The following is a 25904-nucleotide window of genomic DNA, read 5'->3' on the forward strand; positions in this document are numbered from 1 at the left end:
GTGAGGGTGCCACTCCCGCGCCATCGAGATGTGACGGTTCACATTGTCCTCGGCAGTGGGCACCAGCTCTTGCAGAAGCTCGAGCTGTGTCAGATCCCTGGCCATCGAGATGCCTCCTCGCGTTGACGTCAGCTCGCTAGCCTAGGGCGATCGATGCTCGACGCGTGGAGCCTTGCCCGGATTCTGTTAGAGGTAGCAACCGATGCCCGCACCGAATGGTGCGACATCACAGCTCAGCGAACCGCCAGGGGCGATTCCGTGGACGCGAGCGTGGCCGGACGGAACACCCAGCCACGGAGAGCGAGGAATCGGGCGGCTCCGAAGACGCCGCTGACAGCGATGACCACCAGGACCTGGACGTACGTCGGCGCTGTCGGGAACAGGATGTGCACGGCGGCCAGTGACGCGGTACTCAGACCCAGCCCGATCAGGGCCAGTCCTCCGGCTTCCCACTGCGTCTGGAACCAACCGACACGACCGGCCGCATGAAAGGTGTGACGGCGGTGCAACTCGTTGGCAAGGACGGTACTTGCCGCCACACCTGCAAGATTGGCACTGAACGATCCGAGGGAAGCGAGAGCGACGAACACCAGGGCGTACACACCGTTGCTCGATACCCCGACGATCACGAAGCGCGCGAACTGAGCGAGAACCGACTCCCCGAGCATCCGCGACCTGATGCGAGGCGCACAGCCCGACCGGGACGCAGCCGCGACTTTCAGGCAAGTGCTCACGAGGTCTCCAGTTGCAGAACCGGAAGCGTCGGTCGGCGCTTCGACTCGATACAACTCCGCACACGACCGAATCGGTCTCGGACGTGACGGAAGTCTCAGGCCTTGGTGGAACTTTCTTCCCGAGCGCGCTTCTTGCGATCCAGGTCGATGTTGAGACTGTCGGGCTTGATCGATGCCACGAACAACACCGCGACGAGCACGACCACTACGACGATGGTGACGACGACCACCGCGATGCCGAAAATTGCCAAGATACCGTTCATGTCCTGCCTCCCGTGTCAGGCAATACGGTACTTGTCGTAGACGTGCCGGTCGACCGGCACCCCTGGGTCGTCACTGCACGCTCAGCTCACCAGGCGCGCTACGGCCCGCATCGGCAACGACAGCCAGGTGGGCCGATTGCGTGCCTCGTACAGAACTTCGTACACGGCCTTGTCCAGTTCGTATGCGCGCAACAGGTCGGCCTCGTGACGGGGATCATGCCCGGCCACCGAGGCGTATCCGTCGAAGAACGCAGAGATGCTCCGCGCCGCCCACTGCTCGGCCCGCTCGCGCGCCGACTCGTCCTCGGGGCGGTCGACCAGCAGGTGATTGGCGGCGTAGTCGAACGAGCGCAGCATTCCCGCCACGTCCCGCAGCGCGCTGTCCATCTGTCTACGCTCGGCCAGGGTCTTGGCCGGCTCACCCTCGAAATCGATGAGCAGCCACCGTTCGGGAGTGCCCAGCACCTGACCCAGATGCAGGTCGCCGTGGATGCGCTGCACAGTGGTGCTGTTCGACGCCTCCGCCCGCGAGATCAGGGCGGTAGCCGCCGGGATGTACTGCGCGATCTCCGGCACCACCCGTGCCACTCCCGAGATGCGGGCGAGGATCTCCTCGACGGCGGTCGCTTCCACCGACCGTTCGGCGGTGCCCAGCATCGATGCCAGGTCGTGATGCACCTGCGCCACAGCTGCGCCGATTCGATGCGCGTCCGGGGCGAAATCGGCCGGCAGTTCTTCGATCGGCGTCTGCGGGGAATCGAACACCTCTTGCACGCTGGCCAGCGCCGCAGTCCACCCCTCGGCGGAGTTCGCGGCGAAATCCTGGGCCATACCGAGCGTCGTGGGTTCACCGCTGACTTCTGCTTCGAGCCAGCCGCGAAGCGGCGCGACGTTGACGCTCTCTGCCTCCGCCAGCGCGCGATGCAGTTCCACATCGGGGCTGATTCCCGGCGGCACCTGACGAAACAGCTTGAGCAACAGCAGATCACCGAGAATAACCGAGGTGTTGGACTGCTCGGCCCCCAGAACCCGACCGCGCAGACCGCTGGGCACACTCGAACCGTCGACGATCTTGAATTCGATGCTGCCAGTGGCTTTTCCGGCGGCAAGCGCATCTCCGTACAGGCCGATGATCTCGGGGTCGCGCAAACCGTCGAACACGAACACCTCGCCTGTCACGGGCAGTATCCACGGTCGGAGTTCGTCGGTCAGTTCGGTCCGGAAGCCGAGGGGCACCTGGTAGGTCTGCGTCACGGCCGCGCCGTCCTGCGTCAGCTGCACCTCCACCAGCAGATGCTCGGCCGCGAAATGCGGCTCGTCCCGGAGCACGTCGCGCGCGACGATTCGCACCGCACCGACCGTCGAACCCTTTGCGCCGAACCACCGTTGACCTGGCAACCACGCCGCCAGAGCATCCTCGAGCTGGGGTTCGACCGTGCGTGCCACACTCGAGCTGGAACCGACCATGAGAATCTCTCGCCGCCTTCGGGGGAGTTTGCGGAGCTTGTGACCGTACGCAGCGAAACCTACCCACTCCCGGCGACGCTCACACACCGACCGCAAAGACACCCGAACGTTATGCAGGTCGTACGCCGGTGCACCGACATGCTCGTAGAGTGGTCACATGTCCGCTCCACTGACCGCCCACATCGACGTACACCGCGCCGGTGATCGATCGAAAACCCGTGTGTCCTGGCTGGACTCGAAACATTCGTTCTCCTTCGGCCGGCATTACGACCCCGACAACACCCATCACGGACTGTTGCTGGTCAACAACGACGACATCGTCACTGCCGGTCAGGGTTTCGAGACACATCCGCATCGCGACATGGAGATCGTCACGTGGGTGATGCAGGGTTCGCTGGTGCATCAGGATTCCATCGGACACTCCGGAATCATCCATCCCGGCCTCGCGCAACGGATGACCGCGGGCAAGGGCATCATGCACTCCGAGAAGAACGACTCCTGGAGCATCGACGGCAACAGGCACACCGAACCCGTTCGCTTCGTGCAGATGTGGGTGCTTCCGGACAGTCCCGGTGCCACACCCGGATACGAACAGCTCGAGATCGGCGACGAGCTACTGCGCGGCGGGTTGGTCACCGTCGCGTCGGGAATGGACAAGCACCGTGGTCAGGCAGCGATCACCATCGGCCAGAAGTCGGCTGCACTGCACGCGGCAAGGTTGTTGCCCGGAGCCTCGGTGACGGTGCCCGACGCCCCGTTCGTGCACCTGTTCGTCGCGCGCGGCACCGTCACGCTCGAGGGGGTGGGCGAGCTCTGGGAGGGTGATGCCGTCCGCATGAGTTCCACTGGCGGACAACGTGTTACTGCCACCGAATCGGCCGAGGTACTGATCTGGGAGATGCATTCGCGGCTCGGCGGGTGACGCACACGTTCGATGACAAGTTGATCACGGGAGCACGTGGCTCCTGTGCGCACCGGAGCCATCCACATACACTCCGAGCGTTCACGATCGCCGATATCGGAGGTACTCAACGTGTCGAATCAGAATCCGCCGCCCGGAAACTATCCCCCGCCCGGAAACTACCCGTCACCCGGTGAGTACCCCCAGCAGGGCGGATACCAACAACAGCCGCCGGCACCGAAGAACACCGTCGGCACGGTTGCTCTGGTCCTGGCGATTCTGGGTGTGTTGTTCTCCTGGACCATCGTCGGCGGCATTCTTCTCGGCCTGATCGCCATCGTTCTCGGCTTCGTCGGACGGTCCAGGTACAAGAAGCGCACCGCCACGAACGGCACCGTGTCACTCATCGCGATCATTCTGGGTTTCGTGGCCGCAGCGCTGTCGATCGTTCTCGTCGTCGTCGGCGTCGGCCTGTTCAACGCAGTCGGTGGACAGGACTTCACCGACTGCCTCAGCAACGCAGGCAGTGATACTGCCGCTCAACAGCAATGTGCCGACGAATTCCAGCAGAACGTCGAGAACCAGTACGACGACTCGACACCGAACTGAGTCGCCGCGTCAGGCACTCAGGTCTCGGTGCTTGACGGAGACCGATCACGTCGGGGCGTCGAGCCCGCCACGACCACCTGATTGCCGCCCTGCTGCTTGGCTTCGTACATCGCGGCGTCGGCTCGCCGCAACAGCAGCGTGGTGAGTTCCACGATGTCGAAATCGATGTCCTCGGAAATCGGATAGGTGCAGTGCGCGACGCCGATGCTCACCGTCAGGGGTGCGGGGTCCTCTGCGGAATGCGCGGCACAGCGATACTTCTCGGCCAGTGCGAGAGCCTGGTTCTCGGCCGATTTGGTCACCACAGCGAACTCCTCGCCGCCCACCCGCGCAACCAGCACACCGTCCGTCGTCAACCGACGTGCGACGAGTTGCAGGGCCGCGTCCCCCTGATGGTGACCGAATCTGTCGTTGATCGACTTGAATCGGTCCACATCGACGACCATCACCGACACGTCGGTCGCCCCGAGGAAATACACCGGTAGTGCCTCGTCGAGCCCTCGTCGGTTGCGCACCTGAGTGAGCGGGTCGAAGTTGGCCGCCTGCGCCTGGACCTGCAGTTTGAGGAGCAGGTACTGGAAGAAGGTCGGGCCCATGAACGTGATGGGGACGAGCACCACGAGTTGCGCGACGGCCAATCCGTGATCGGCGTCGGGCGACAGCAGGATCAGCACGAAGAAGAGCGTCACGGCCGTCCCGGCCCACAGCAAGTGCAGGGCCATGACTTTCGGACTGTGGAAGAGCTGCACGTACACGCTGTTGGCTGCGAGCATCGCGAGGGCCAAGAAGGTGGTCTGGGGCGATCCGTAGGACAACAGAACCAGAGTCACTCCGATGTCCGAGTACACGGCGAACATCAGGGACACACGCTTCGAGGGCCACGGAGCTTTCAACCATGCGATACCGACGAGGAGCGTCGACACGATCGCAATCACGATGATCGATCGGCCGACAGCCGAGGTCGGCGGAGAATCGGTGAGCAACAGCAGTGCGGCAGCGGCGAATCCGTACGAGAACGTGCTCAGAGATGCAGCGAGGCGATACGGCGCGAGCGCACCGTGCAGTCGGAGGTAGCTCACCACCGACTCGTAGCTGTGCGACTGGTTCCACCATGTGCGCAGGAATGTCGAGTGCACGTAACCTCCATGCGCGTTCGGCTCAGAGATCACGGACCCGACAGGACGCCACCGTGTTGGACCGGGCCGGACAAATCGGCCACGTCCGATGCTATCGGACGCACGTCACCCTCGGATGCCTCTTTGTCGGAACGCTGTGAAACCTCCTATACCGACAACGATGGCGATCACGACGAGCCATCCGATCGGCGCGAATTCGACTGTGGCTCCCGGCAGTCGCGGAACGTGCGTGAAGGGCGAGAGATCGAGCCACGGCTGGGGCAGGCCCACCACCGACCCGACCTGGCCGAGGGCGACGAAGCCGCCCAGAACGGCCCACAGGACGGTCGCGAATCGGGGGACCGAGCCGTACAGGGCCATGCCGATGGCCGTCACCACCCACACGGCCGGCAGCTGACCCAGTGCGCCCAGCACTGCGGACGGCAGTTCTCCTCCGATATCGCCGGTGGCCGACCCGTACGTCAGCCCGATGGTGACGCCGACGAACAGCAGCAGCCACGCTGGCCCGAGGACGGCGAACACGAGGTGACCGGCCAGCCACCGCAGGCGCGAGACGCCGGTCGCCAGCACGATCTCGGCCAGACCCGCCTCCTCCTCGCTGTGCAACCGCAGCAGGGCCGAGACCGAATACGCCGCCACGAGGACGCCCACGATGCTCAGTACAGCGGCGATGAACGACTGTTCGATGGTGCTGCCACCGAACTTCTCCAGCGCATCGCCGATGGCGGCACTGCTGCCGAGCTGCCCACCGATGTCGTGGGCGGACGACCCGATGGCGATGCCGAACAGCGCGATGCCCACGGTCCAGCCCACGGTCGCCCCGCGAGTCAGTCGCCAGGCGAGTGCCATGGGTCCGGCCAGTGACGGCGGTGCCGTTGCTGGTCCACGACGCTCGGCCACCAGTCCACTACCGAGATCGCGACGCTCGGCAGCGGCGAGCGCAGCGGTGAGGAGCATCGCCGCGACGATCAGTGACATCGACATCGGCCACCACCTCTCGTCTGCGAACGGCCGCACCTGCGCCGACCATCCGATCGGCGAGAACCACGACAGGGTGCCCGAGCCCGCGTCGCCGACCGCCCGCGCGGCGAACGCCACGGCCAGCACACCGAGGGCGTAACCGCGAGCCGCCCGCGCTCCCGACGCCACCTGTGCCGCCACTGCCGCACCGCCGACGAAGACGATTCCGACCACGGCGACCGATGCCCCGTACGCAATGCTCCCGGCCACCGGGAGACCGAACGCCCACAGCGAAACGGTCGACAACGCCCCGGTGGCCGCCACCGCGCCACCCGCCAGGGCGATCGCCGCGGTCAACCCGGCGTAGCGACCCACCGCCGTCGATCCGATCAGCTCGGTTCGACCCGCGTCCTCCTCGCCTCGGGTGTGCCGGATCACGGTGAGGATCGCCGCCAGCGGAACCAGCGCCAACACGAGACCGGAGCGCCACGACACCAGAGCGCCCAGGTCGCTACCGAAGATCGGGCCGACGAGCGCTGCCTGCGCGGGCGACGACAGAGTCCCGAGGTAGAACGCCTGCCGATCCGCAGCCGTCGGATACAGGCCCTCGAAGCTGACGGCATAGATCAGCGGCAACGCTCCGAGCAGAACGATCCACACCGGTGCCACCAGACGATCGCGACGCAGATACAACCGCAACAACGCGCCGGTACCACTCAGGGCGTTCATGCGTAGTACCTGAGGAACAGTTCTTCGAGCGTCGGGGCGGAGCTGACCAGGCTGCGGACTCCGGCGTCGGCGAGTACGTGCATCGTCGCCCCGAGGGCGTCGTTCTCCACCGTGCAGGTGACGGAGGATCCCTCGACTCGGACGTCGGACACCCCCGCGAGCGTGGCGAAACCGTCGGGCATGCGCTCGAGATCGGCGGTGACCGTCGTGCGGGTCAGGTGTCGCATCGAGGCCAGAGTCCCGGTATCGACCGTCCGGCCCTCTTTCACGATGGTCACCGAACTGCACAGCGCATCCACCTCGGACAGGATGTGCGACGACAGCAGCACCGTGACTCCGCGTCGGGCAGCATCTTTCACGCAGTCGCCGAAGTGCTGCTCCATCAGCGGATCGAGTCCCGAGGTGGGTTCGTCGAGGATGAGCAACTCCACGTTCGACGCCAGAGCCGAGATCAGCGCCACTTTCTGGCGATTGCCCTTGGAGTAGGTGCGGGCGCGCTTGCCCGGGTCGAGGGAGAATCGCTCGATCAACTCCGCGCGGCGAGCAGAGTCGATGCCGCCCCGCATTCGGCCGAGCAGGTCGATCACCTCACCGCCGGTCAGCGACGGCCACAGCATCACGTCACCCGGGACGTACGCCAGGCGTCGATGCAGTGCAACGGTGTCGGTCCAGGGGTCGCTTCCGAACAGCCGCACGTCGCCTGACGTCGCGCGGACCAGACCGAGCAGGATTCGGATCGTCGTGGATTTACCGGCTCCGTTGGGTCCGAGGAAGCCGTGCACCTCACCGGTCGGTACGTGCAGCGTCAGTCCGTCGAGCGCCCGAACCGAGCCGAACGTCTTCACCAGACCGTCCACTGCGATTGCGTCGGTCATTCTTTCGCCTCCAGATACGCGTCCAAAACTTGGGAATCGGTGAACAGTCCGTCGGTGTAGAGCTCGAGCGCAGGCAACATGACCTCTGTGCCGAGGGCGCTCAGGGCCTCGCGGAAATCGACGTCGGGGCCGGCCATCTGCACGTACAGCAGCAATCCGCCGACGTTCTGTCGCGTCAGAAATCGGGCGCGTGCCGCGGGGTCTCGACTCGGGGTGAATCGGCCGTCGCGGACCCCGTCGTCGATGTAGCGGACTGCGTCGTCGACCATGTGCTCGAACAACTCTCGCGCCAACGAACCGCCCACGGAGAAGCTGCGCACGATGTACGCGACGAGCGGCGCGTACTCGTCGATCCGAGCCAGCTGTTCCATCATGCCGGCGGGGGCAGCCGAGGCAGTCTTCGATTCGCGGATCACTCGCAGAACGTGCTCGTCGCACGCTGCGCGCAGCCCGTCCTTGGACCCGAAGTGATGATTGAGCAGCCCGGGAGAGACGCCTGCCGCGGTGGCGATCGACCGAACCCCGGCGGTGAAGCCCTGCGAGCCGAAGACGTCGATCGCGGTGTCGCGAATTCGTGCCCTGGTGGTGAGATCTTCCGTCACTGAACGCATGTACAGCACATTAAACACCCGTTCAATCAAGCGCAAGAGTGTAAAGATGGACGCATGACTTCAGTAGTGAACTCGGGCATCGATCTCAGCTACCAGGACGAGAACACACGCGCACAGGACGACCTGTTCGTGCACGTCAACGGCAAATGGCTCGAGGAATACGACATCCCGGCCGACCGCGCAGTCGACGGAGCATTCCGCACGCTGTACGACCGCGCCGAGGTCGACGTGCAGACCATCATCGAAGAATCCGCCGCCGCGAACCCGCCCGCGGGCAGCGACGCGCAGAAGATCGGCGACCTGTTCTCGAGCTTCATGGACGCCGACCGTGCCGAGCAACTCGGCGTCACCCCGATCGCCGACGAGCTCACCGCCATCTCCGACGCCACCGACCTCGTCACCCTCGCAGGCGTTCTCGGTTCCCTGCAGCGCACGGGCGTCGGCGGTGCCATCGGCCACTACGTCGACACCGACGCCAAGCAGTCCGATCGCTACCTGGTCCACTTCAGCCAATCCGGCATCGGCCTGCCGGACGAGTCGTACTACCGCCAGGACGAGTACGCCGAGATTCGTGCGAGCTACCTCGAGCACATCTCGAAGATGTTCGCGCTCAGCGGCATCGAGTACGACGCACAGACGGTGTTCGACCTCGAGCAGAAGATCGCCGCAGGCCACTGGGACGTCGTGGCCAGGCGTGACGCCGAGAAGAGCTACAACCTCGTCGATTTCGACACCCTGGTTCAGAACGGTGCCGGATTCAATTGGACCGCATGGATTTCCGGGCTCGGTGCCACTACCGAGCAGTTCGCCGAGATCGTCGTACGCCAGCCGCCGTTCCTGAGTACCTTCGTCTCGCTGTGGACCTCCGAGGACATCGAAGCGTGGAAGGCGTGGCTGGCGTGGCGCGTAGTGCATTCGCGGGCACCGTTTCTCACGAGCGAGATCGTCGACGAGAACTTCGCGTTCTACGGAACCACGTTGACCGGTACCGAGGAGAACCGCGAGCGCTGGAAGCGCGGCGTCTCTCTGGTTCAGGACGTGCTCGGGGAGGCCGTCGGCAAGCTCTACGTCGAACGCCACTTCCCGGCCGACTCCAAGGCTCGGATGCAGGTGCTGGTCGACAATCTCACCGAGGCCTACCGCCGCAACATCTCCGAGCTCGAGTGGATGAGCCCGCAGACGCGCGAGAAGGCGTTGGACAAGCTGGGCAAGTTCACCCCCAAGATCGGCTACCCCGATCGGTGGCGCGACTACTCGAGTGTCGAGATCAGCGCCGACGACCTGCTCGGGAACTACCGCCGCGGCTACACCGCGGACTACCAGCGCGACCTCGACAAGCTCGGCGGACCCGTCGACCGTGACGAGTGGTTCATGACGCCGCAGACCGTCAACGCGTACTACAACCCCGGCATGAACGAGATCGTCTTTCCCGCAGCCATTCTGCAGCCTCCGTTCTTCGACCCAGAGGCCGACGACGCGGCCAACTACGGCGGCATCGGAGCCGTCATCGGTCACGAGATCGGCCACGGATTCGACGATCAAGGGGCCAAGTACGACGGTGACGGCAACATGGTCGACTGGTGGACCGACAGCGACCGCACCGAATTCGGCAAGCGCACCACGGCGTTGATCGAGCAGTACAACGAGTTCGAGCCGAAGGCACTGCCCGGCCACAAGGTGAACGGCGAGTTCACCATCGGCGAGAACATCGGCGACCTGGGTGGCCTGTCGATCGCGGTCGCCGCCTACGAGATCTCGCTCGAGGGCAAGGACGCGCCGGTGCTCGACGGCCTGAGCGGGCTGCAACGCGTGTTCTTCGGGTGGTCACAGGTGTGGCGTACCAAGGCACGCGATGCCGAGGCGATCCGTAGACTCGCCGTCGATCCGCACTCGCCGCCGGAGTTCCGCTGCAACGGCGTCGTGCGAAATCTCGACAGTTTTCACGAAGCATTCGACGTACGGCCCGGAGATGCGCTGTACTTGGACCCGGGGAAGCGCGTCAGGATCTGGTAGCAGGTGAGTGGAACTTCGTAGCGTGCTACGAAGTTCCACTCACATCCGTAGGGCAATGGGGAGGGGATTTCGGATGAGGGAATTCGTACGATGGCTCGCGGCGCACGGGGTCATCAGGTTCGGGGCCAAGCGCGCTGCAGCCGCAGGTGATCGGCAGGCCATGCTGGTGGCCGACCCAGCGACGCGGGCAGATCCGACGCCGGTCTACGAAGAACTGCGCGCCACCGCGCCGCTGGTGAAGACCCGGATCTCGAACATCACCGTGCACCACCGGGTGGCTTTCGACCTGCTGCGCTCCGACGACTTCCGAGTCACCCAGCTGGGTGCAACCCTTCCCGGCCCGTTGCGGTGGATCGAGGAGCACACCAGATCCGGTGCACTGCACCCGATTCTGCCGCCGTCACTGCTCTCGGTCGAGCCGCCGAACCACACCAGATACAGAAAGCTGGTGTCCTCGGTCTTCACTGCCCGCGCGGTGAAGAAGATGCGCGATCAGGTGCAGGAAACCGCCGATGCTCTGCTCGACGAGCTGTCCGACGGCTCGCCGGTCGTCGACATCGTCGATCGCTATTGCGCGCGACTGCCGGTCGCGGTCATCGGGCGCATCCTCGGCGTTCCCGAGGAGGACAATCAACGAGTCCTCGAGTTCGGCGAAATGGCCGCACCCAGTCTCGATATCGGATTGTCGTGGTCTCAGTTCAAGCAGGTCGAGCGTGGGCTGATCGGGTTCGACGCCTGGCTCTCGCAGCACATCGCGGAGCTGCGCCGCAACCCCGGTGACGATCTGATGAGCCAGCTCATCGCTGCGAAGGACGAGGGTATCGGCCTGAACGACGAGGAGCTCAGAGCCACCGCAGGTCTGGTGTTGGCTGCAGGGTTCGAGACGACAGTCAATCTGCTCGGCAGCGGCATCCGACTTCTGCTCGACCACCCCGATCAACTGGCTGTGCTTCAACAGGATCCGTCGCACTGGCCCACCGCGATCGACGAGATGCTGCGGATGGAGTCTCCCGTACAGCTCACCGCCCGGATGGCCAAGCACGACGTGGAGGTCGAGGGGGTGACGGTGCACGAGGGCAAGCTCGTCGTGCTGGTGCTCGCCGGTGCCAATCGGGACCCGCTGGTGTTCGAGGACCCCAATCGCTTCGACGTCACCCGCGCCAATGCCGGTAAGCACCTGTCGTTCTCGGGAGGGCGTCACTACTGCCTCGGCGCTGCACTGGCCAAGGCCGAATCGGAAGTTGGCCTCAAGACCCTGTTCGACCGGTTCCCTCACCTGCGGTCGGCAGGCGAGGGCACCCGTCGCAACACCCGCGTCCTACACGGATGGGCCACTCTCCCGGTGGATCTCGGCGAACCGGCTACGACAACCGCAGGCCGGTAACGGAATCGAAGAAGAACAGCTCCTCGATCCGGGGCACCAGTCGAATCGTTTCGGCCAGTGCGATGGACAGCTTGCGATCGACTCGGACCGACATCCTCCCGGATGTGGTCGTCCACCCGTCGATCGTGGCGGGTGCGGAGGCGTAGACGAACGACTCCGCACCCAGCTCCTCGATCAGCTCGACGGTCAGTTGCAGGCCACCGGCACTGTCGCCCACCAGGTCCCACGATTCCGGTCGCACGCCGACGACGACGCGCTCACCCGCCGAGGACGGCACGGGAATGCGCAACTCGCCGAGCAAGGCGGTGCCGTCGCGCACGGGGGCGTCGACCAGATTCATGCCGGGTGACCCGATGAATCCGGCGACGAACGTGTTGACAGGATTGTCGTACAGCTCCCGAGGCGCAGCGATCTGCTGCAACTTGCCGTCGAGTAATACAGCGACGCGATCACCCATGGTCATCGCCTCGACCTGATCGTGGGTGACGTAGACCGTCGTGGTGCCCAACCGTCGCTGTAGACCGGCGATCTGGGCTCTGGTCGACACCCGCAACTTGGCGTCGAGGTTGGACAGTGGTTCGTCCATGCAGAACACCTTGGGCTGACGCACGATGGCGCGCCCCATGGCCACTCGCTGACGCTGCCCGCCGGAGAGCTTGCCGGGCTTGCGGTTCAGCAGCGGCTCGAGTTCGAGCATCTTCGCCGCATCGAGTACTCGTGCTGCGGTGTCGGACTTGCTCATTCCGGCATTGCGCAGCGCGAAGCCCATGTTGTCGCCGACAGTCATGTTGGGGTACAGCGCGTAGTTCTGGAACACCATCGCGACGTCCCTGGCCCGCGGAGCCAGCGAGGTGACGTCCACTCCGCCGATGTCGATGTGACCGCTTTCGACGGACTCGAGACCGGCGAGCATCCGCAGACTCGTCGACTTCCCACAGCCCGAAGGTCCGACGAGAACGATGAACTCACCGTCCGCGATGTCGAGTTCGAGGTTGTCGACAGCGAGCGAATCGGCACCCGGATACCGGTGCGAAACGCCGGCGTAGTGAACGGCGGCCATTACTTCGGCAGCTTCGGGGTGATCTGGCGGTCGATGATCTGCTGCAGCTGATCCGAGATGGACGCGAACGTCGTTGCGACATCGGCATTCTGCAGTGCGATCTGCTCGAGTCCACTGCCGATGATCTTGTCGCCGCCGGGAACGAACACACGGGCGTAGTCCTGCGAGCGGGTCAGCGCCAACTGATCCACGGCCGTCTTCGCGTTGGGGTTCGCCTCGAGGAATGCGATCTCCGACGGGTCCTGCTGCGCAGACTTGCGGACCGGCATGTAGCCGGTGTTCTGCGAGAAGTAGGCGGTGTTGGCGCCGTTGGTGACGAAGTCGATGAATTTGAGCGCGTTCACCTTTCGCTCGTCCGAGATCTTCGCCGGGATGGCGAGGCCCGCACCACCGGTGGGGCAGCCGGGGGTGCCTTCGGTGGCCGGCAGGAAGGCAGTACCGAACTCGAACGCGGCACCGGCCTTGATGGTGGACAGGTCGCCGGTGGAGGCGATGGTGGACGCGAGGATGCCCGCGGCGAAGTCGTTGGCGATGTCGTTGGACACCGCGGCGTACTTCTTGGTGTGGATCATGTCCTGCAGGAACTTGCCTGCCGCAATGGTATTGGGGTCGTCGAACTTCAGCTCGAACTGATCGGAGTACGATCCACCGAACGTCCAGATCGGTCCCTCGAACGTCCACCCGAGGTAGTCGACGGCGTTACCCCAACCGTGAGCGAGCTTGCCGTTTCCGACGACGGCCTGGATGCGCGGGCCCCATTCGTCGAATTCCTGCCAGGTGGCCGGTCCGCGATCGGGCAGGCCGGCCTGCTGCCAGACGGCCTTGTTGTAGTAGAACAGCGGCGTCGAGCGTGCGTACGGCAATGCCCAGTGGCTGCCGTTCCAGTTGTAGTCGGCCAGCAGCGAATCCACGTAATCGGACTGATCGACACCTGCTGCAGAGAAGTGCTTGTCGAGCGGCTCGATCGCACCGGTGAGCGCGTAGTTGAACCACCAGACGTCCGAGAGCACGACCACGTCGGGCACATCGTTGCCGGACAGCGCCGCGTTGAACTTCTGCGACACCTCCTCGTAGTTCTTGCCACCGTCGATGAGATTGACCGTCAGGCCGGGGTTCTCGGCCTGGAAGCGTGAGATCAGTTCCTTCTCGAACTCCTGGGACTTGCCCGGGTGGTTCGACCAGAAACTGATGGTGTTCGCATCGCCTTCGACGGCCTCGCCGCCCGACCCGCCCGATCCGGGACCGCTGCACGCCGCGAGGGCTGCGGCGGCCGCAGCCGCACCGGTGAGCGTGAGGAAGCCACGCCGATTGATGATGTGTGCCATGGTGTTCGACTCCTGATAGTGAGGTGAATCAGCCCTTGACCGCACCGGAGGTGAGGCCCTTGATCATGTGGCGTTGCAGGACGAGAAAGACGAGAAGGATCGGCAGAATGGTCAGCACCGTCGCGGCCATCACTGCACCCCAGTTGGTGTAGCCCTCGCTGTTCTGGAGCAGCGTCAACCCGACCGGAAGCGGCGCGACCGACGAGTCGTCGGACATCAGGAACGGCCACAGGTACTCGTTCCATTCGGTGACGATCGTGATGATGGCGAAGGCCACCATGGTCGGGCCGGACAGCGGCAGGATCACCCGGAACATCAGCCGTACCGGTCCGGCACCGTCCATCCGCGCGGCCTCGATGATCTCCGGCGGCAGCGACAGGAAGTGATTGCGCATCAGGAAGGTACCGAAGGCGACACCGGCCAACGGAATGATGATGCCTTGGAACGAGTTCCGCCACCCCAGCTCGGAGATGAGCGAGTAGTTGGAGATGACGGTGATCTGGTTGGGCACCATCAACGCGGCGATGATGACGAGAAAGACGATGTTCTTACCGGGGAAGCGTAGGAACACCAGACCGTAGGCGCTGAGAACCCCGAGGACGAACTTTATGGACGACACGGCCGTGGTGATGATGATGGAGTTGCGCAGATACGTGAAGAACGGCACCTCCGTCGTCGCCTCGTCGTAGTTCTGCGGGTGAAACACGCTGGGCCACCATGTGACCGGCTGAACGTAGATGTCCGGTCGATCCTTGAAGGAGGTGATCAGGATCCAGAACAGTGGCAGCCCGATCATCAGCAGGACGGCGACCATGGCCGCGTATCCGAGGATGTTCGCGCTACGTCGCGCACGCTGCTGGTCGCGCGGCCCTGGCACCTTCTCCGGCGTCGCAGTCCGAGGCTTGTTCGTCACTGTCATCGCTGATCGTCTCGATCCATGATTCGTACCTGCACGAGGGTGACGATCAACAGGACGAGGAACAGGATCGTCGCGACCGTGGCACCGTAGCCGGCCCGGAAGTTGCGGAACGTCTCCTCGTAGACCTGGTAGACCATCGTGGTGGTGCCGGTGCCCAGCGGGCCACCGCGCGTCATGACGTTGATGATGTCGAAGACCTGGAGCGAATTGAGCAGCACCGTGATGGACAGGAAGAACGTCGTCGGACGTAGTTGTGGCAGAAGCACTTTGCGGAACGTGGTCCAGCGGCTCGCCTGATCGATCTCGGCCGCTTCCATCAGCTCCTTACGCACGCCCTGCAGGGCCGCGAGGTAGATGACGAAGGTGTAGCCCAGGTTCTTCCACAGGTAGGTCACGGTGATCATGACCATCGCCCACTTGGGGTCCTGATAGAAATCCGGAACCGCACCGAGGCCGAGGCGTCGCATCAGATCCTGGACCAAACCGAAGTTGGGGTCGAAGACGAACTGGAACGCGATGCCGATCGCGGCACCCGAGATGACGTACGGGGCGAAGACCGCGGAGCGAACGAAGTTGCGGCCCCTGAGCTTTCGATCGAGCAACAGTGCGAGCACCAGGCCGAGAACCAGTGAGCCCACCACTGCGGCGACCGTGAACACGACGGTGTTGCCGACGATCTGCCAGGTGTCCTCGCGGGACGCCCACTCACGGTAGTTGTCGAAGCCGACGAACGTGGAGGTGGGCGAGGACAGGTTCCAGTCGAAGAACGAGAACTGGAAGTTCTCGACCAACGGCCGGTACGTGAACACACCCAGCAGAACCAGGTTGGGGCCCACAAGAATCAGGAACAGTGCGTAATCGGTCCACGGCCGCGAGAAGAAGCTCTTCTTGCGTGCCGTGGGCAGCACTCGTTCGGTTGTTGCACTCACCGCGAGGACTGTGCTCAGCCTCGGCTAACGAATGGTGAACTGGGCCCCAACGTGTGCCGTCACGCAGACCAAATGCTGCGCAGTGGTGTGGTTATGTGCCCCCTACGGCACTCGACCGCACCACTGCCGCAGGCATCAACGGTTCCAGTCTCCGAGACCGTCGGATCCGCTGAGGGTGCCGCCGTCGGTGTTGACGACGATGACGGGGTCGCCCTTCTGGGCGTTCTCGAAGAACCACTTGCCGTCTTCGGTGCTGACGTTGAGGCAGCCGTGCGAGGCGTTGGAGTAGCCCTGCTGCGATTCCGACCACGGGGCCGCGTGCACGAAGATGCCGCTGTAGGAGATGCGCGTCGCGTACTCGACGTAGGTGCGGTAGCCCTCCTCGGAGTCCACGGGGACGCCGTAGGTGGACGAGTCCATGTACATGTCGCGGAATCGCTCGCCGACGATGTAGGTGCCGTTGGGGGTCTCGTGCCCGACCTTGCCCATCGAGGTGGGCATGGTGCGGACCACCTCGCCGTTGCGGGTGACGGTGATCTGCTTGGTGTTGTCGTCGGCCGTGGTGATGATGGAGTCGCCGGTGGAGAATTCGGCCTTCGCTCCGCCTGCTTCGACGGTCACCTGGGTGTGCGCCGGGTAGAACTCGTTGGGCAGCCAGCGGACCTGGGTGTCGTTGATCCAGTAGAAGTGGCCGTCGACGGACGGGTTCGTGGTGACGCGAATGGCCCGCAGCGCGGCGTCACGATCGCCGATTGCCTCGTCGAAGCGGATGGCGATGGGCTGCGCAACTCCGACGACCTCGCCGCCGGAGGGGCTGATGCTCGGATCGGAGAAGTTCGCGGGCGCGAGCTGCGGGGTGAGCTGCTGCGGCGCGGGTGCGGCCGGATCCGAGGACCCCGGCATTCCGGGGATGGAGACGTCCGGGCCGCCCGGCCACAGTGGCGCGGCCTGTGCCGAACCGAATGCGGCGGACGCAGCAAGGGCTGTACCTGCAACGATCGCGCCGATACGGGCGAGTCTGCGTGTGCGAACCGGTGATGCCATGTAACCCGACCATCCTTCGTGCTGCGTCGCGACACCCGCGAACTGTGCTGCCGCGGGGCAACGCCCATTAACACATACCGCTCCGACATTTGCTAATCGGATATCGACGAAACGGACGAAAGAAACCGCGGGTACGAGTATCTTCTCGCAACCGGTCCCCGAACCGTCTCACCAGGCCACGGCGGATGTGTCGGCAGCCGGGGAACGGGTATGTGCGAGGGGAGCACATCCCGTCCAGACACCGGCGGTTTCCGAAACGGACTCTTCTTCGTCCGGTGTCCGTAAAGGGTGGACCGTGATCTCCGATGCTTTCCCCCGTACCCCCGTCACCCACATCGTCGTCGTCGTACCCGCGCACAACGAGCAGGATCTGCTCGACGCCTGCCTGACCGCCCTGGTACGAGCACAGCGCCGCGTCCGGGATGTGGCCTCGGTGTCCGTTTCGACGATCGTCGTGCTCGATGCGTGCACCGACGACTCGGCTGCCGTTGCGGCACGTCATCCGTCCGTGTCGGCTGTCGAGGTGGCGCACCGCAACGTCGGAGCGGCCAGAGCCACCGGATTCGCGACGTACGACCCCGAACACTGCGCATCCACCTGGTTCGCCACCACCGATGCCGACACCCGGGTGGGTGAGGACTGGCTGCTCGGCCATCTCCGGCATGCCGCCGAGGGCGCGCGAGCAGTGGCCGGAACGGTGGCAGTCGATTTCGAGGGCCACGTCGCGGAGAACGTCGGGTTGCGGTCGTCGTACGACGCGCTCTACCGAAACGAGTTCGGCCACCCACACGTGCACGGTGCCAACCTCGGTGTCCGAGCGGCGGAGTACCTCTCCGTCGGCGGATTTGCACCTCTGCCCACCGGCGAGGACCACGATCTGGTCCGCCGCCTCGAGCTCGGCGGCATCGAGTGCCGTCGGGTGTGCGACATTCCGGTCGCGACGTCGGGTCGGCTGCGCGGCAGAGCACCCGACGGCATGGCCGGATTCCTACGTTCCCTGGAGGCCACCGCATGAGCGAGACCGGTTTTCTCGAACCCACCGAGCGAGCAGACATCGACACCGGCCTGCGCGCCGCGTTCCTGGCGTTCGAGGCGGACGGTCGTCTCGACCTCGCGCTGCCCGGCTCGGGGTACACCGATCTGCGCTGGCAATCGCTCGCCGCCCTGAGCCGGCACAACACGGTGCTGGGCCGGTGGTCCGAAGCGCACACCGACGCGATCGCGATCCTGCACGAACTCGACGGCCCGACGCCGCAGCGCGGGCAGATCTGGGGAGTGTGGGCTGCGGAACCGCCTGCACCGATTCTCGAAGCGGTGCCGGCCGATTCGGGCTGGGTTCTCACCGGAACGAAACCGTGGTGCTCGGGTGCGTCGCTGTGCACCCATGCGCTCGTGACTGCGCGCGTGGAGGGCAGTCCTCGGTTGTTCGCCGTCGATCTGACGCATCCGGGCGCAACTCCGATACCGAACACGTGGCATGCGGTGGGGATGAGCGAGAGCGATTCCGGCTCGATCGCATTCGACAGCGTCCCGGCCGTCGCGGTCGGCGGACCGACCGACTACCTCACTCGGCCGGGTTTCTGGCACGGGGCCATCGGGGTGTCGGCCGCCTGGTTCGGGAGCGCGTGCGCGGTGGCGGACACGCTTCATGCCGCCGTCCGCAACAGGCCGGACCCGCACCGCGCTGCGCATCTCGGTGCCATCGCGGCGGCCCTCGGTGCGGCGTCGAGCGCACTGACCACCGCCGCAGCCGAGGTGGACGCGGATCCGTTCGACCGCTCCGGGCGCGCCCGAACCCGGGCCCGAATCGTGCGGGCAGTGGTCGAGGATGCGGCAACTCAATGCATCGACCGCGTCGGGCGCGCTCTCGGTGCCGGCCCGCTGTGCAGCGACGCCCAGCACGCCCGACGCGTCGCAGATCTCACCGTCTACCTGCGACAGAGTCACGCCGAACGCGATCTGGAGGCCCTCGGGCACGACATAGCCGAGGAGGACAACCCATGGTAGAGAACGCATTCGACGCCGAAGTCGATGCGGGCACCGCCGAATCGGAGTGGATGTCGGCCGACTGGTCCATTCCCGGTCTGCAGTGGAAGGACGTCCTCACCATGGTGGTCGTCGCTCCGCACCCGGACGACGAGGTGCTCGGCGTCGGCGGACTGCTGTCCCTGGCCGCGGCAGCAGGCGTCGATGTTCGGGTGGTCGCCGTCACCGACGGCGACGGCTCCCATCCCGGTTCCCCCACTGTCACGGCAGAGGATCTGCGTGCGCGTCGCCCTGTCGAGTCCGAGCGCGCATTGGCCGAGTTGGGGATCGACCATTCGCCGACGCGTCTGCAGATCGCCGACGGTGACGTCGAGAACCACGAGGGTGCGGTGGCCGATGCGCTGATGCCTCTGCTCGACGCCACCCCCGGAACCTGGTGTCTGACGCCGTGGCGCGGGGACGGCCATCCCGACCACGAAGCCACTGCACGTGCCTGTCTCGCCGCAGCGAACGCCGTCGGGATACCGGTGGTGGAGTATCCGATCTGGATGTGGCACTGGGCAACTCCGAATCATCCTGACGTGCCGTGGACACGTGGACGCCGTATCGACCTGCCGCCGCACACCCTCGACGCCAAACGAGCGTCGATCGAGCAGTTCGATTCGCAGATCCGTCCACTGTCCGACCATCCTGCGGACCGAGCGGTGTTGCCGCCGCACATATTGGCCCGCTACCGGCGACCGTTCGAGGTGGTGTTCGCGTGAGCGAGGGTTCTCGAACGAGCCAGGGTTCTCGAACGAGCCTCGGTGCCGAGTACTTCCGGACCGTCTATGCGGACAAGGACGATCCGTTCATGCTCGACAGCAAGTGGTACGAGCGTCGTAAATACGCATTGACCATGGCGTCGCTGCCCAAGCCGCACTATCGGCGCGCGCTCGAACCCGGCTGCTCGATCGGGGTGCTCACCGAACAATTGGCGATCCGGTGCGATCACGTGGTGTCGACCGATGTGGTGGACGGTGCCCTCGATTCCGCACGCAGGCGTGTAGGCGACGCTGCTGCAGTCGAATTCGCGCTGTGGTCACTGTCCGACGATTGGTCGACCTTGCCCACACCCGAGGCGACGTTCGATCTCGTCGTCATCAGCGAGGTCGGGTACTACCTCGACGCCGACGATCTGACGTCGGCGATGACGCGCGTCGTCGAGCATCTGGAGGCCGGGGGCACCCTGGTGGCCGCACACTGGCGTCACGACGTGGACGACTACCCGATCTCGGGTGACCGAGTTCACGAGATCATCGCTGCTACAACGGGATTGGCGCTACTGAGCCGCTACCTGGACGAGGACGTCCGGATCGAGGTCTTCGTCGCGTCGGACGGCCCGGCCGTGTCGGTCGCGAGCACCGACGGCCTCGACGTGCGGTGACGAAAGTTCAGTCCGTCGATTCGGCCGCATCGGCGACGAGCTGCGCGGCGAGGTCGGCCAGTTTGACGTTGGTGTCCTGCGAGAGCTTGGCCAACAGCGCGAATGCTGCCTGCGAGTTGAGGTTGTAGCGCTCCATCAGCATCCCCTTGGCCTGACCGATCAGATCTCGGCTCGTCAGTGCCGCCCGAATCTGCTGTTCCTCGCGCGCAGTGGAGAACGCGATGGCCGCGTGCGCAGCGAACAGCGAGCCGATCGATTCTGCCTCGGCCGAGAAGGCGTTCGTTCGGGTGGAGTGGAGGTTCAACGCGCCGAAATTGAAGCCCTCGACATAGAGCTGAAAGCAGATCATGCTCTTGACGCCGAGCGCGGACGCGGCATCGGTGAACTGGGGCCAGCGAGGATCGCTGTCCATGTCGTCGATTCTGATGGTGGTCTGTTCGATCGCCGATTCCAGACAGGGACCCTCGCCCAGCTGCTCCTGAACCTTGTCGCAGTGGCCTGCCGTCTCGCCCACGAGGGCCGCGCTGTGCACGAACTTGCCCTGCAACACCGTCGTGATGGACGCGAACTCGGCGGACGGGATGTTGGCCACCGCCGCCTCGGTGATCGTGGCCAGTACCCGATCGGGATCGGAATGCTGGCGACGTAGCTTCTCGGCGACCTCGGCCAGTCGTCGGCTCAGCTCGAAGTCCGTGACGCGCGGACGGGTGGTCGAGTCCAGTGTCTGCTCGCTGATGGCGGTCACCTCGTCCTGCTGCACCGGGGCGCATCCCGGTATCGGCGAAGTGCCGACAACACAGGATACGCCCCGGCTGCACAACTGCGAGGACCGTTAGCCGGGCATCAGAGTGTGCTGGGGGCGATCAGGGAGTGGACGAATCCGATCTTCTTCACGACGGTCGCCGGCAGCACGAACGGGTAGAGGTCCTGATGACCCATCGAACGGTTGATCTGGTTCAGTGCCCACGACAGCGGCAGCCACCAGTCGACGATCTGATCGAAGCCGACGTCCCCCGGCAGCGGGCTCTCCATCGTCGAACCGGCCGGGGCCATGCCGAACGCAGCGGCCGTGTCGAGGGTGTCGCGGATGTGCAGGTAATGCGCGAAGGTCTCGGCCCAGTCCTCGGCGGGGTGCATGGTGGCATAGGACGAGACGTAATTGTCTTCCCAGCCGTCGGGCGCACCCTCGCTGTAATGGCGATCGAGAGCGTCCTGGTAGCTCGAATCCGGATCGCCGAACAGTTCCTCGAATGCCGCGCGGTGCTCACCGTTGCCGACCAGCACCATCTGGTAGTAATGGCCGATCTCGTGACGGAAGTGGCCGACGAGTGTGCGGTACGGCTCAGACATCGCCACGCGCAGCTGCTCGCGGTGCACGTCGTCGCCCTCGGCGAGGTCGAGGGTGATCAGGCCGTTGTCGTGGCCGGTCATCACCTGCTGGTTTGCGCTCGAGAGCAGGTCGAACGTCAATCCGGTCGTGTCGTCCTCGTCCCGGCCGACGATGGGCAGTCCGAGCTCGGTGAGTTCGAGGATGACGCGACGCTTGTTGGTCTCGGCGTCGGCATAGGCGGCCATCGCGTCCACGTCGTCGTCGGCCGGCCGGGTTCGGGTCAGTCGGCAGGACACGCAGAGATCATCGGCGTCGGCGGTGTCGACGAGCCAGTTGCAGCGCGCAGTGTTGAGGTTGGCGCACATCTTCCACGTCGCCCCGTCCACGTCTGCCTCGGCCACACCGTCGTCGGCCTTGTCGGGGAGCACCAGCAGGGCTCTGCTCGGCAGATGGAAGCCGAGTGCGCTCGAGCAGCTCAGACACAGTGAGTTCTCGAACGACAGCTTCTGTCCGCATTTGCGGCAGATGAAATCACGCATGGATGTTCCTTCGTGGCAGGGGTGAGTCGGACTCGTATTCCCGTTTCTGGACGGACTAATGCCGTTCATCGAATATGTTGTGCACATCTCCCTCGCCGTGCGGCGAGTTCGACGGCGCAATAACGTTACTCTGCGGGCTGTCACCTGCAAGGAAGCAAACCGTCGACCCACACGTTGGTACAGACTGCTTCACAACACTCTTCGAGAGGATGCGGGCCGCAGATGGCAGATCAGATCACGCCGACGAATCGGCCCATGGCACGTTTCGCCGAACGGATCTCGCGGGCCCGCGGCGAGAAGAACAGCGAAACCCTGGCGGCGGGCTTCTTGCTCGCAGCGACACTGATCGCGCTGATCTGGGCCAACTCACCCTTCGGCGAGACCTACCAGTCGTTCTGGCACACCGAACTCTCGGTCACCGTCGGCGAGCACGGCATCTCCCTCGACCTCGCCCACTGGGTCAACGACGGGCTCATGGCGCTGTTCTTCTTCGTCGTCGGGCTCGAGGTCAAGCGTGAGTTCGCGATGGGTGAGCTCACCGACCGATCCCGTGCCGCGATACCGATCGTCGCGGCGATTGCCGGTCTGGCCGCGCCCGCGTTGCTGTTTCTCGCCTTCAATCCGTCCGGGCCTGCCGCCCAGGCATGGGGCGTCGTGATCTCCACCGACACCGCGTTCCTCCTCGGGGCACTCGCCGTCCTGGGACCGAAGAAGGCCGCTCGGTTGCGCATCTTCCTGCTCACGCTCGCTGTCGCGGACGATGTGGGTGCGCTGGCGATCATCGCCTTCTTCTACACCGACAACCTCGATGTGGTGCCGTTGGTGCTGGCGTTCGTCGGTCTGGGGCTGATCTTCCTGCTGCGTCGGCTCGAGGTGTGGCGCGGCGTCGGGTACTTCGTCGTCGCACTGTTCACCTGGGTTGCGATGTACGAGTCCGGAGTTCACCCCACCCTCGCGGGAGTGATGATCGCCTTGATTCTTCCGGTGTATCCGCCGCGCCGTACCGAGGTGGAACGCGCGGCGGATCTGACACGCGCGTTCCGACAGTCGCCCAATCCCGAATACGCCCGCGCGGCCCGTCTCGGGCTCGATCGCGCGGTGTCGGTCAACGAACGTCTCATGCGGCTCTACCAGCCGTACACGGCGTTCATCATCGTGCCGATCTTCGCGCTCGCCAACGCCGGAGTCGTCCTGAGCTCGGACACTCTGAAAGCCGCGTCGACCTCGACACTCACCTGGGGCATCATCGCCGGTCTCGTCCTCGGCAAGCTCGTCGGAATCACGGCTGCCTCCGCTGTTTTCGCGAAGTTGAGACCGTCGTCCCTGGCTCCGGGCCTGACGCTGTCACACATCGCAGGCGGTGCCGCGATGTCCGGAATCGGATTCACGATCTCGTTGTTCATCATCGATCTCGCCCTCGACGACCCGTTGCTGGCCGACGAAGCACGGGTCGGCGTGTTGGTGGCCTCGGTGATCGCCGCGGTACTCGGCTGGGTTCTCTTCCGCATCGACGAGAAGATTCATCCTCCGAAAGCCGAAGCCTCTCTCCGCATTCTGCGTCCGGTCGACGCCAAGCGTGACCACATCCGCGGCCCGGTGGACGCACCACTGACCATCGTGGAGTATGCGGATTTCGAGTGCCCGTTCTGCAGCAAGGCAACCGGCAGTGTCGCCGAGGTACGCAAGCACTTCGGCGACGACCTTCGGTACGTCTACCGGCACCTGCCGCTCGACGACTATCACCCACACGCTCGCTACGCGGCATACGCCAGCGAGGCCGCAGCCGCGCAGGGCAAGTTCTGGGAGATGGCCGACGTGTTGTTCCGGAACAGTGATGCTCTCGAACCCGACGACATCGACGGCTACGCACGCGAACTCGGCCTCGACATGGACAAATTCGAGGACGACATCCGCACCGGCGACTACGTGGTACGCGTCGAGGACGACGAACTCGACGCCACCTCCTCGGACGTCGACGGCACCCCGACGTTCTACCTGGGACGCGGCGACAAGAACCTCACCCGACACATCGGACCGTACGATGCGGCGACGTTGATCCGGGAACTCGAATCCATGTGATCGTGGGCAGGGTGGAAGAAGTTCTCACTCCACCGAAGCCGACCGACCGGTATTCTGTGGTGAGGCGTACGGCACCGAGGTAGAGGGGATCGACCGTGGACGCAGAATCCGCGCGCGCGGTAACGGGAGCGATCGCGCTGACACTGTTCGTGTTGTCGCTGACGGTATTCGTCACAGCGCTGGTGACCAAAGGGCCTGATCAGGAACCGAATTCGCTGATCGGCATCAAAACGCGGGCAACCAAAGCCAGCAAGGAAGCCTGGGTCGCCGGCCATCGAGCCGCATATCCCTACATGATGGCGGGTGCCACCCATTGCCTTGCCTCGTCGGCACTGATCGCGGGGCTACTCGCCCTGGGTTCCGTCCCCGCCACGGCGATGCTGACGCTCTCGGTGGCCCTGGCACTCGGCGGAGCCGTCATCCTGACGACGAGCGGCATCAAGGCCGACCGAGAAGCGAAGCGACACGTGGGCACCGCGTGATCGACCCTCTCGGGATCAGCTGTCCGTCCGGTTTCCCTCCGCATCCCAGTGCTCGGCAACCTTTTTCGACGGCTGCACTCGTGGCGGTTCGCCGGGCATCTTGGGGTAGTCGGGCGGGAAGTTCAGTTCTCCGCCGGGCAGGGTTTCCCACAGCTGCAGAAGAGGTTCGAGGGAGTAGGCCTGATCGTCCATATCGGCCCACGGGTCCCCATCCTGAACCAGCTCCGGCACCGTGACGAGGTTGTATTCACGTGGATCGGTGACGTCGGCCAACTGTGACCACGTCATCGGGGTGCTCACCGTCGCGCCCGGTCGAGCCCGCAGACTCCACGCACTGGCGATGGTTCGATCACGGTTGTTCTGGTTGTAGTCGATGAAGATGCGTTCTCCGCGTTCCTCTTTCCACCAGTTGGTGGTCACCCCGTCGTCGCGCCGTTCGAGTTCTCGACCCAGACCGATGGCCGCGTGACGCACCTGCTCGAAGGTGTACTGCGGCTCGATCCGAACGTAGATGTGAATACCCCGATTACCGCTCGTCTTCGGGTAGCCGCGTAAGCCCAACTCTTGCAACAGCTCTCGGGTCACGTCGGCGACGCGCAGGGCGTCCGCGAACGTGGTCCCGGGCTGCGGATCGAGATCGAGCCGCAGCTCGTCGGGATGGTCGACGTCCGGTCGACGCACCGGCCACGGATGAAACGTCAGCGTTCCCATCTGCGCCGCCCACACCAGCGCAGCCGGTTCCGACGGGCACAACTCCTCGGCGGTGCGCTTGCTGGGGAACGCGATCTTCACCGTCTCGATCCACTCGGGCGCGCCCTTGGGCAACCGCTTCTGGTAGAAACCGTCGCCCTCCTTGTCCTGGGGGCCGAGCGCCAATCGCATGCCCTCGCGATAGCCGTCGGGCCATCGTTCCATCGCGGTGGGGCGGTCTCCGATCGCTCGCATCAGCGGCTCACCGACGGCCGCGAAGTACTCGCACACCTGAAGTTTGGTGATCTCCGGAGTGCGTTCGGTCGCCTCGTAGATCACGCGATCGGGGCTCGACACCCGCACTTCGCGCTCTCCGGACTGCACGAACGCCGGTGGTGTTTTCGCGGCCACGG

The 25904-nt window shown here is 64.9% G+C and carries 25 protein-coding genes and 1 pseudogene; 10 read left to right on the forward strand and 16 right to left on the reverse strand.

The window, feature by feature from the left end; genetic code table 11:
• From CH251_RS27920 to CH251_RS13525, 4 genes and pseudogenes are all read right to left on the reverse strand, one after another.
• Nucleotides 1-105, reverse strand: a pseudogene (locus tag CH251_RS27920) (acyl-ACP desaturase); the annotation flags it as partial.
• A 128-nt stretch (nucleotides 106-233) separates the two neighbouring features.
• Nucleotides 234-668, reverse strand: coding sequence for a GtrA family protein (locus tag CH251_RS13520; protein WP_256985762.1), 435 nt, complete (start codon nucleotides 666-668; stop codon nucleotides 234-236).
• A gap of 161 nt (nucleotides 669-829) precedes the next feature.
• Nucleotides 830-997 (reverse strand): hypothetical protein, encoded by a 168-nt coding sequence (locus CH251_RS27510; protein WP_176459207.1) that lies wholly within the window; start codon nucleotides 995-997, stop codon nucleotides 830-832.
• Between the two features lie 81 nt (nucleotides 998-1078).
• The gene (locus CH251_RS13525) at nucleotides 1079-2464 is read right to left on the reverse strand and encodes a hypothetical protein (RefSeq protein WP_094613586.1); all 1386 of its coding nucleotides are present in this window, start codon (nucleotides 2462-2464) and stop codon (nucleotides 1079-1081) included.
• A gap of 157 nt (nucleotides 2465-2621) precedes the next feature.
• Between CH251_RS13525 and CH251_RS13530 the strand changes: the two genes are divergently transcribed.
• Both CH251_RS13530 and CH251_RS13535 read left to right on the forward strand, forming a co-directional pair.
• Complete coding sequence (locus CH251_RS13530) at nucleotides 2622-3386, forward strand: pirin-like bicupin family protein (protein ID WP_094613587.1); 765 nt, start codon at nucleotides 2622-2624, stop codon at nucleotides 3384-3386.
• 111 nt (nucleotides 3387-3497) lie between these two features.
• A complete protein-coding gene (locus tag CH251_RS13535) occupies nucleotides 3498-3974 on the forward strand; it encodes a DUF4190 domain-containing protein (RefSeq protein ID WP_256979052.1) in 477 nt (158 codons plus the stop codon).
• Between the two features lie 17 nt (nucleotides 3975-3991).
• Here CH251_RS13535 and CH251_RS13540 read toward each other — a convergent pair whose 3' ends face one another.
• From CH251_RS13540 to CH251_RS13555, 4 genes are all read right to left on the reverse strand, one after another.
• On the reverse strand, nucleotides 3992-5110 hold the full coding sequence (locus CH251_RS13540; protein WP_094613588.1) for a GGDEF domain-containing protein: 1119 nt from the start codon (nucleotides 5108-5110) through the stop codon (nucleotides 3992-3994).
• A gap of 105 nt (nucleotides 5111-5215) precedes the next feature.
• Entirely contained in the window at nucleotides 5216-6799 is a 1584-nt protein-coding gene (locus CH251_RS13545; RefSeq protein WP_256979053.1) for an ABC transporter permease, read from the reverse strand.
• On the reverse strand, nucleotides 6796-7674 hold the full coding sequence (locus tag CH251_RS13550; protein WP_094613589.1) for an ABC transporter ATP-binding protein: 879 nt from the start codon (nucleotides 7672-7674) through the stop codon (nucleotides 6796-6798). Before CH251_RS13550 ends, CH251_RS13545 begins: the two co-directional genes overlap by 4 nt.
• Nucleotides 7671-8285, reverse strand: coding sequence for a TetR/AcrR family transcriptional regulator (locus tag CH251_RS13555; protein WP_094613614.1), 615 nt, complete (start codon nucleotides 8283-8285; stop codon nucleotides 7671-7673). Before CH251_RS13555 ends, CH251_RS13550 begins: the two co-directional genes overlap by 4 nt.
• A 54-nt stretch (nucleotides 8286-8339) precedes the next feature.
• Between CH251_RS13555 and CH251_RS13560 the strand changes: the two genes are divergently transcribed.
• Complete coding sequence (locus CH251_RS13560) at nucleotides 8340-10298, forward strand: M13 family metallopeptidase (protein ID WP_094613590.1); 1959 nt, start codon at nucleotides 8340-8342, stop codon at nucleotides 10296-10298.
• 73 nt (nucleotides 10299-10371) lie between these two features.
• Nucleotides 10372-11682, forward strand: coding sequence for a cytochrome P450 (locus CH251_RS13565; RefSeq protein ID WP_094613591.1), 1311 nt, complete (start codon nucleotides 10372-10374; stop codon nucleotides 11680-11682).
• On the opposite strand, the gene CH251_RS13570 is transcribed toward CH251_RS13565, so the two are convergent.
• The 5 genes from CH251_RS13570 to CH251_RS13590 form a co-directional block, all read right to left on the reverse strand.
• On the reverse strand, nucleotides 11660-12742 hold the full coding sequence (locus tag CH251_RS13570) for an ABC transporter ATP-binding protein (protein ID WP_094613592.1): 1083 nt from the start codon (nucleotides 12740-12742) through the stop codon (nucleotides 11660-11662). The two genes, CH251_RS13565 and CH251_RS13570, sit on opposite strands and share 23 nt — an antisense overlap.
• Complete coding sequence (locus CH251_RS13575; RefSeq protein WP_094613593.1) at nucleotides 12742-14067, reverse strand: ABC transporter substrate-binding protein; 1326 nt, start codon at nucleotides 14065-14067, stop codon at nucleotides 12742-12744. The genes CH251_RS13570 and CH251_RS13575 overlap by 1 nt, the downstream gene beginning before the upstream one ends.
• A 28-nt stretch (nucleotides 14068-14095) precedes the next feature.
• On the reverse strand, nucleotides 14096-14986 hold the full coding sequence (locus CH251_RS13580) for a carbohydrate ABC transporter permease (protein WP_094613594.1): 891 nt from the start codon (nucleotides 14984-14986) through the stop codon (nucleotides 14096-14098).
• Entirely contained in the window at nucleotides 14983-15915 is a 933-nt protein-coding gene (locus tag CH251_RS13585; protein ID WP_179273473.1) for a carbohydrate ABC transporter permease, read from the reverse strand. The genes CH251_RS13580 and CH251_RS13585 overlap by 4 nt, the downstream gene beginning before the upstream one ends.
• A gap of 135 nt (nucleotides 15916-16050) precedes the next feature.
• Entirely contained in the window at nucleotides 16051-16959 is a 909-nt protein-coding gene (locus CH251_RS13590) for a L,D-transpeptidase (RefSeq protein ID WP_094613596.1), read from the reverse strand.
• Between the two features lie 295 nt (nucleotides 16960-17254).
• Here CH251_RS13590 and CH251_RS13595 point away from each other — a divergent pair, with 295 nt between their 5' ends.
• The 4 genes from CH251_RS13595 to CH251_RS13610 are packed head-to-tail and all read left to right on the forward strand — an operon-like array spanning nucleotide 17255 to nucleotide 20371.
• Nucleotides 17255-17974: a glycosyltransferase family 2 protein gene (locus CH251_RS13595; RefSeq protein WP_094613597.1), complete on the forward strand. Its 720-nt coding sequence runs from the start codon at nucleotides 17255-17257 to the stop codon at nucleotides 17972-17974.
• Nucleotides 17971-18966 (forward strand): acyl-CoA dehydrogenase family protein, encoded by a 996-nt coding sequence (locus CH251_RS13600; RefSeq protein WP_256979054.1) that lies wholly within the window; start codon nucleotides 17971-17973, stop codon nucleotides 18964-18966. Before CH251_RS13595 ends, CH251_RS13600 begins: the two co-directional genes overlap by 4 nt.
• On the forward strand, nucleotides 18960-19709 hold the full coding sequence (locus CH251_RS13605; RefSeq protein WP_094613598.1) for a PIG-L deacetylase family protein: 750 nt from the start codon (nucleotides 18960-18962) through the stop codon (nucleotides 19707-19709). The genes CH251_RS13600 and CH251_RS13605 overlap by 7 nt, the downstream gene beginning before the upstream one ends.
• Nucleotides 19706-20371, forward strand: a complete 666-nt coding sequence (locus tag CH251_RS13610; RefSeq protein ID WP_094613599.1) for a class I SAM-dependent methyltransferase — start codon at nucleotides 19706-19708, stop codon at nucleotides 20369-20371. The genes CH251_RS13605 and CH251_RS13610 overlap by 4 nt, the downstream gene beginning before the upstream one ends.
• Nucleotides 20372-20378: 7 nt before the next feature.
• Here CH251_RS13610 and CH251_RS13615 read toward each other — a convergent pair whose 3' ends face one another.
• Both CH251_RS13615 and CH251_RS13620 read right to left on the reverse strand, forming a co-directional pair.
• A complete protein-coding gene (locus CH251_RS13615; protein WP_094613616.1) occupies nucleotides 20379-21116 on the reverse strand; it encodes a GAF and ANTAR domain-containing protein in 738 nt (245 codons plus the stop codon).
• A gap of 98 nt (nucleotides 21117-21214) precedes the next feature.
• Complete coding sequence (locus CH251_RS13620; protein WP_094613600.1) at nucleotides 21215-22240, reverse strand: putative zinc-binding metallopeptidase; 1026 nt, start codon at nucleotides 22238-22240, stop codon at nucleotides 21215-21217.
• Nucleotides 22241-22462: 222 nt separating this feature from the next.
• On the opposite strand from CH251_RS13620, the gene nhaA reads away from it, so the two are divergent.
• Together nhaA and CH251_RS13630 are read left to right on the forward strand one after the other, a co-directional pair.
• A complete protein-coding gene (nhaA, locus tag CH251_RS13625) occupies nucleotides 22463-24319 on the forward strand; it encodes a Na+/H+ antiporter NhaA (RefSeq protein ID WP_094613601.1) in 1857 nt (618 codons plus the stop codon).
• A gap of 95 nt (nucleotides 24320-24414) precedes the next feature.
• On the forward strand, nucleotides 24415-24801 hold the full coding sequence (locus tag CH251_RS13630) for an SdpI family protein (protein ID WP_094613602.1): 387 nt from the start codon (nucleotides 24415-24417) through the stop codon (nucleotides 24799-24801).
• A gap of 15 nt (nucleotides 24802-24816) precedes the next feature.
• On the opposite strand, the gene CH251_RS13635 is transcribed toward CH251_RS13630, so the two are convergent.
• Nucleotides 24817-25902, reverse strand: coding sequence for a DNA polymerase domain-containing protein (locus tag CH251_RS13635; RefSeq protein WP_094613603.1), 1086 nt, complete (start codon nucleotides 25900-25902; stop codon nucleotides 24817-24819).
• Between the last annotated feature and the right edge of the window lie 2 nt (nucleotides 25903-25904).

It is taken from the genome of Rhodococcus sp. 06-462-5, assembly GCF_002258315.1.
Lineage (GTDB): Bacteria > Actinomycetota > Actinomycetes > Mycobacteriales > Mycobacteriaceae > Rhodococcoides.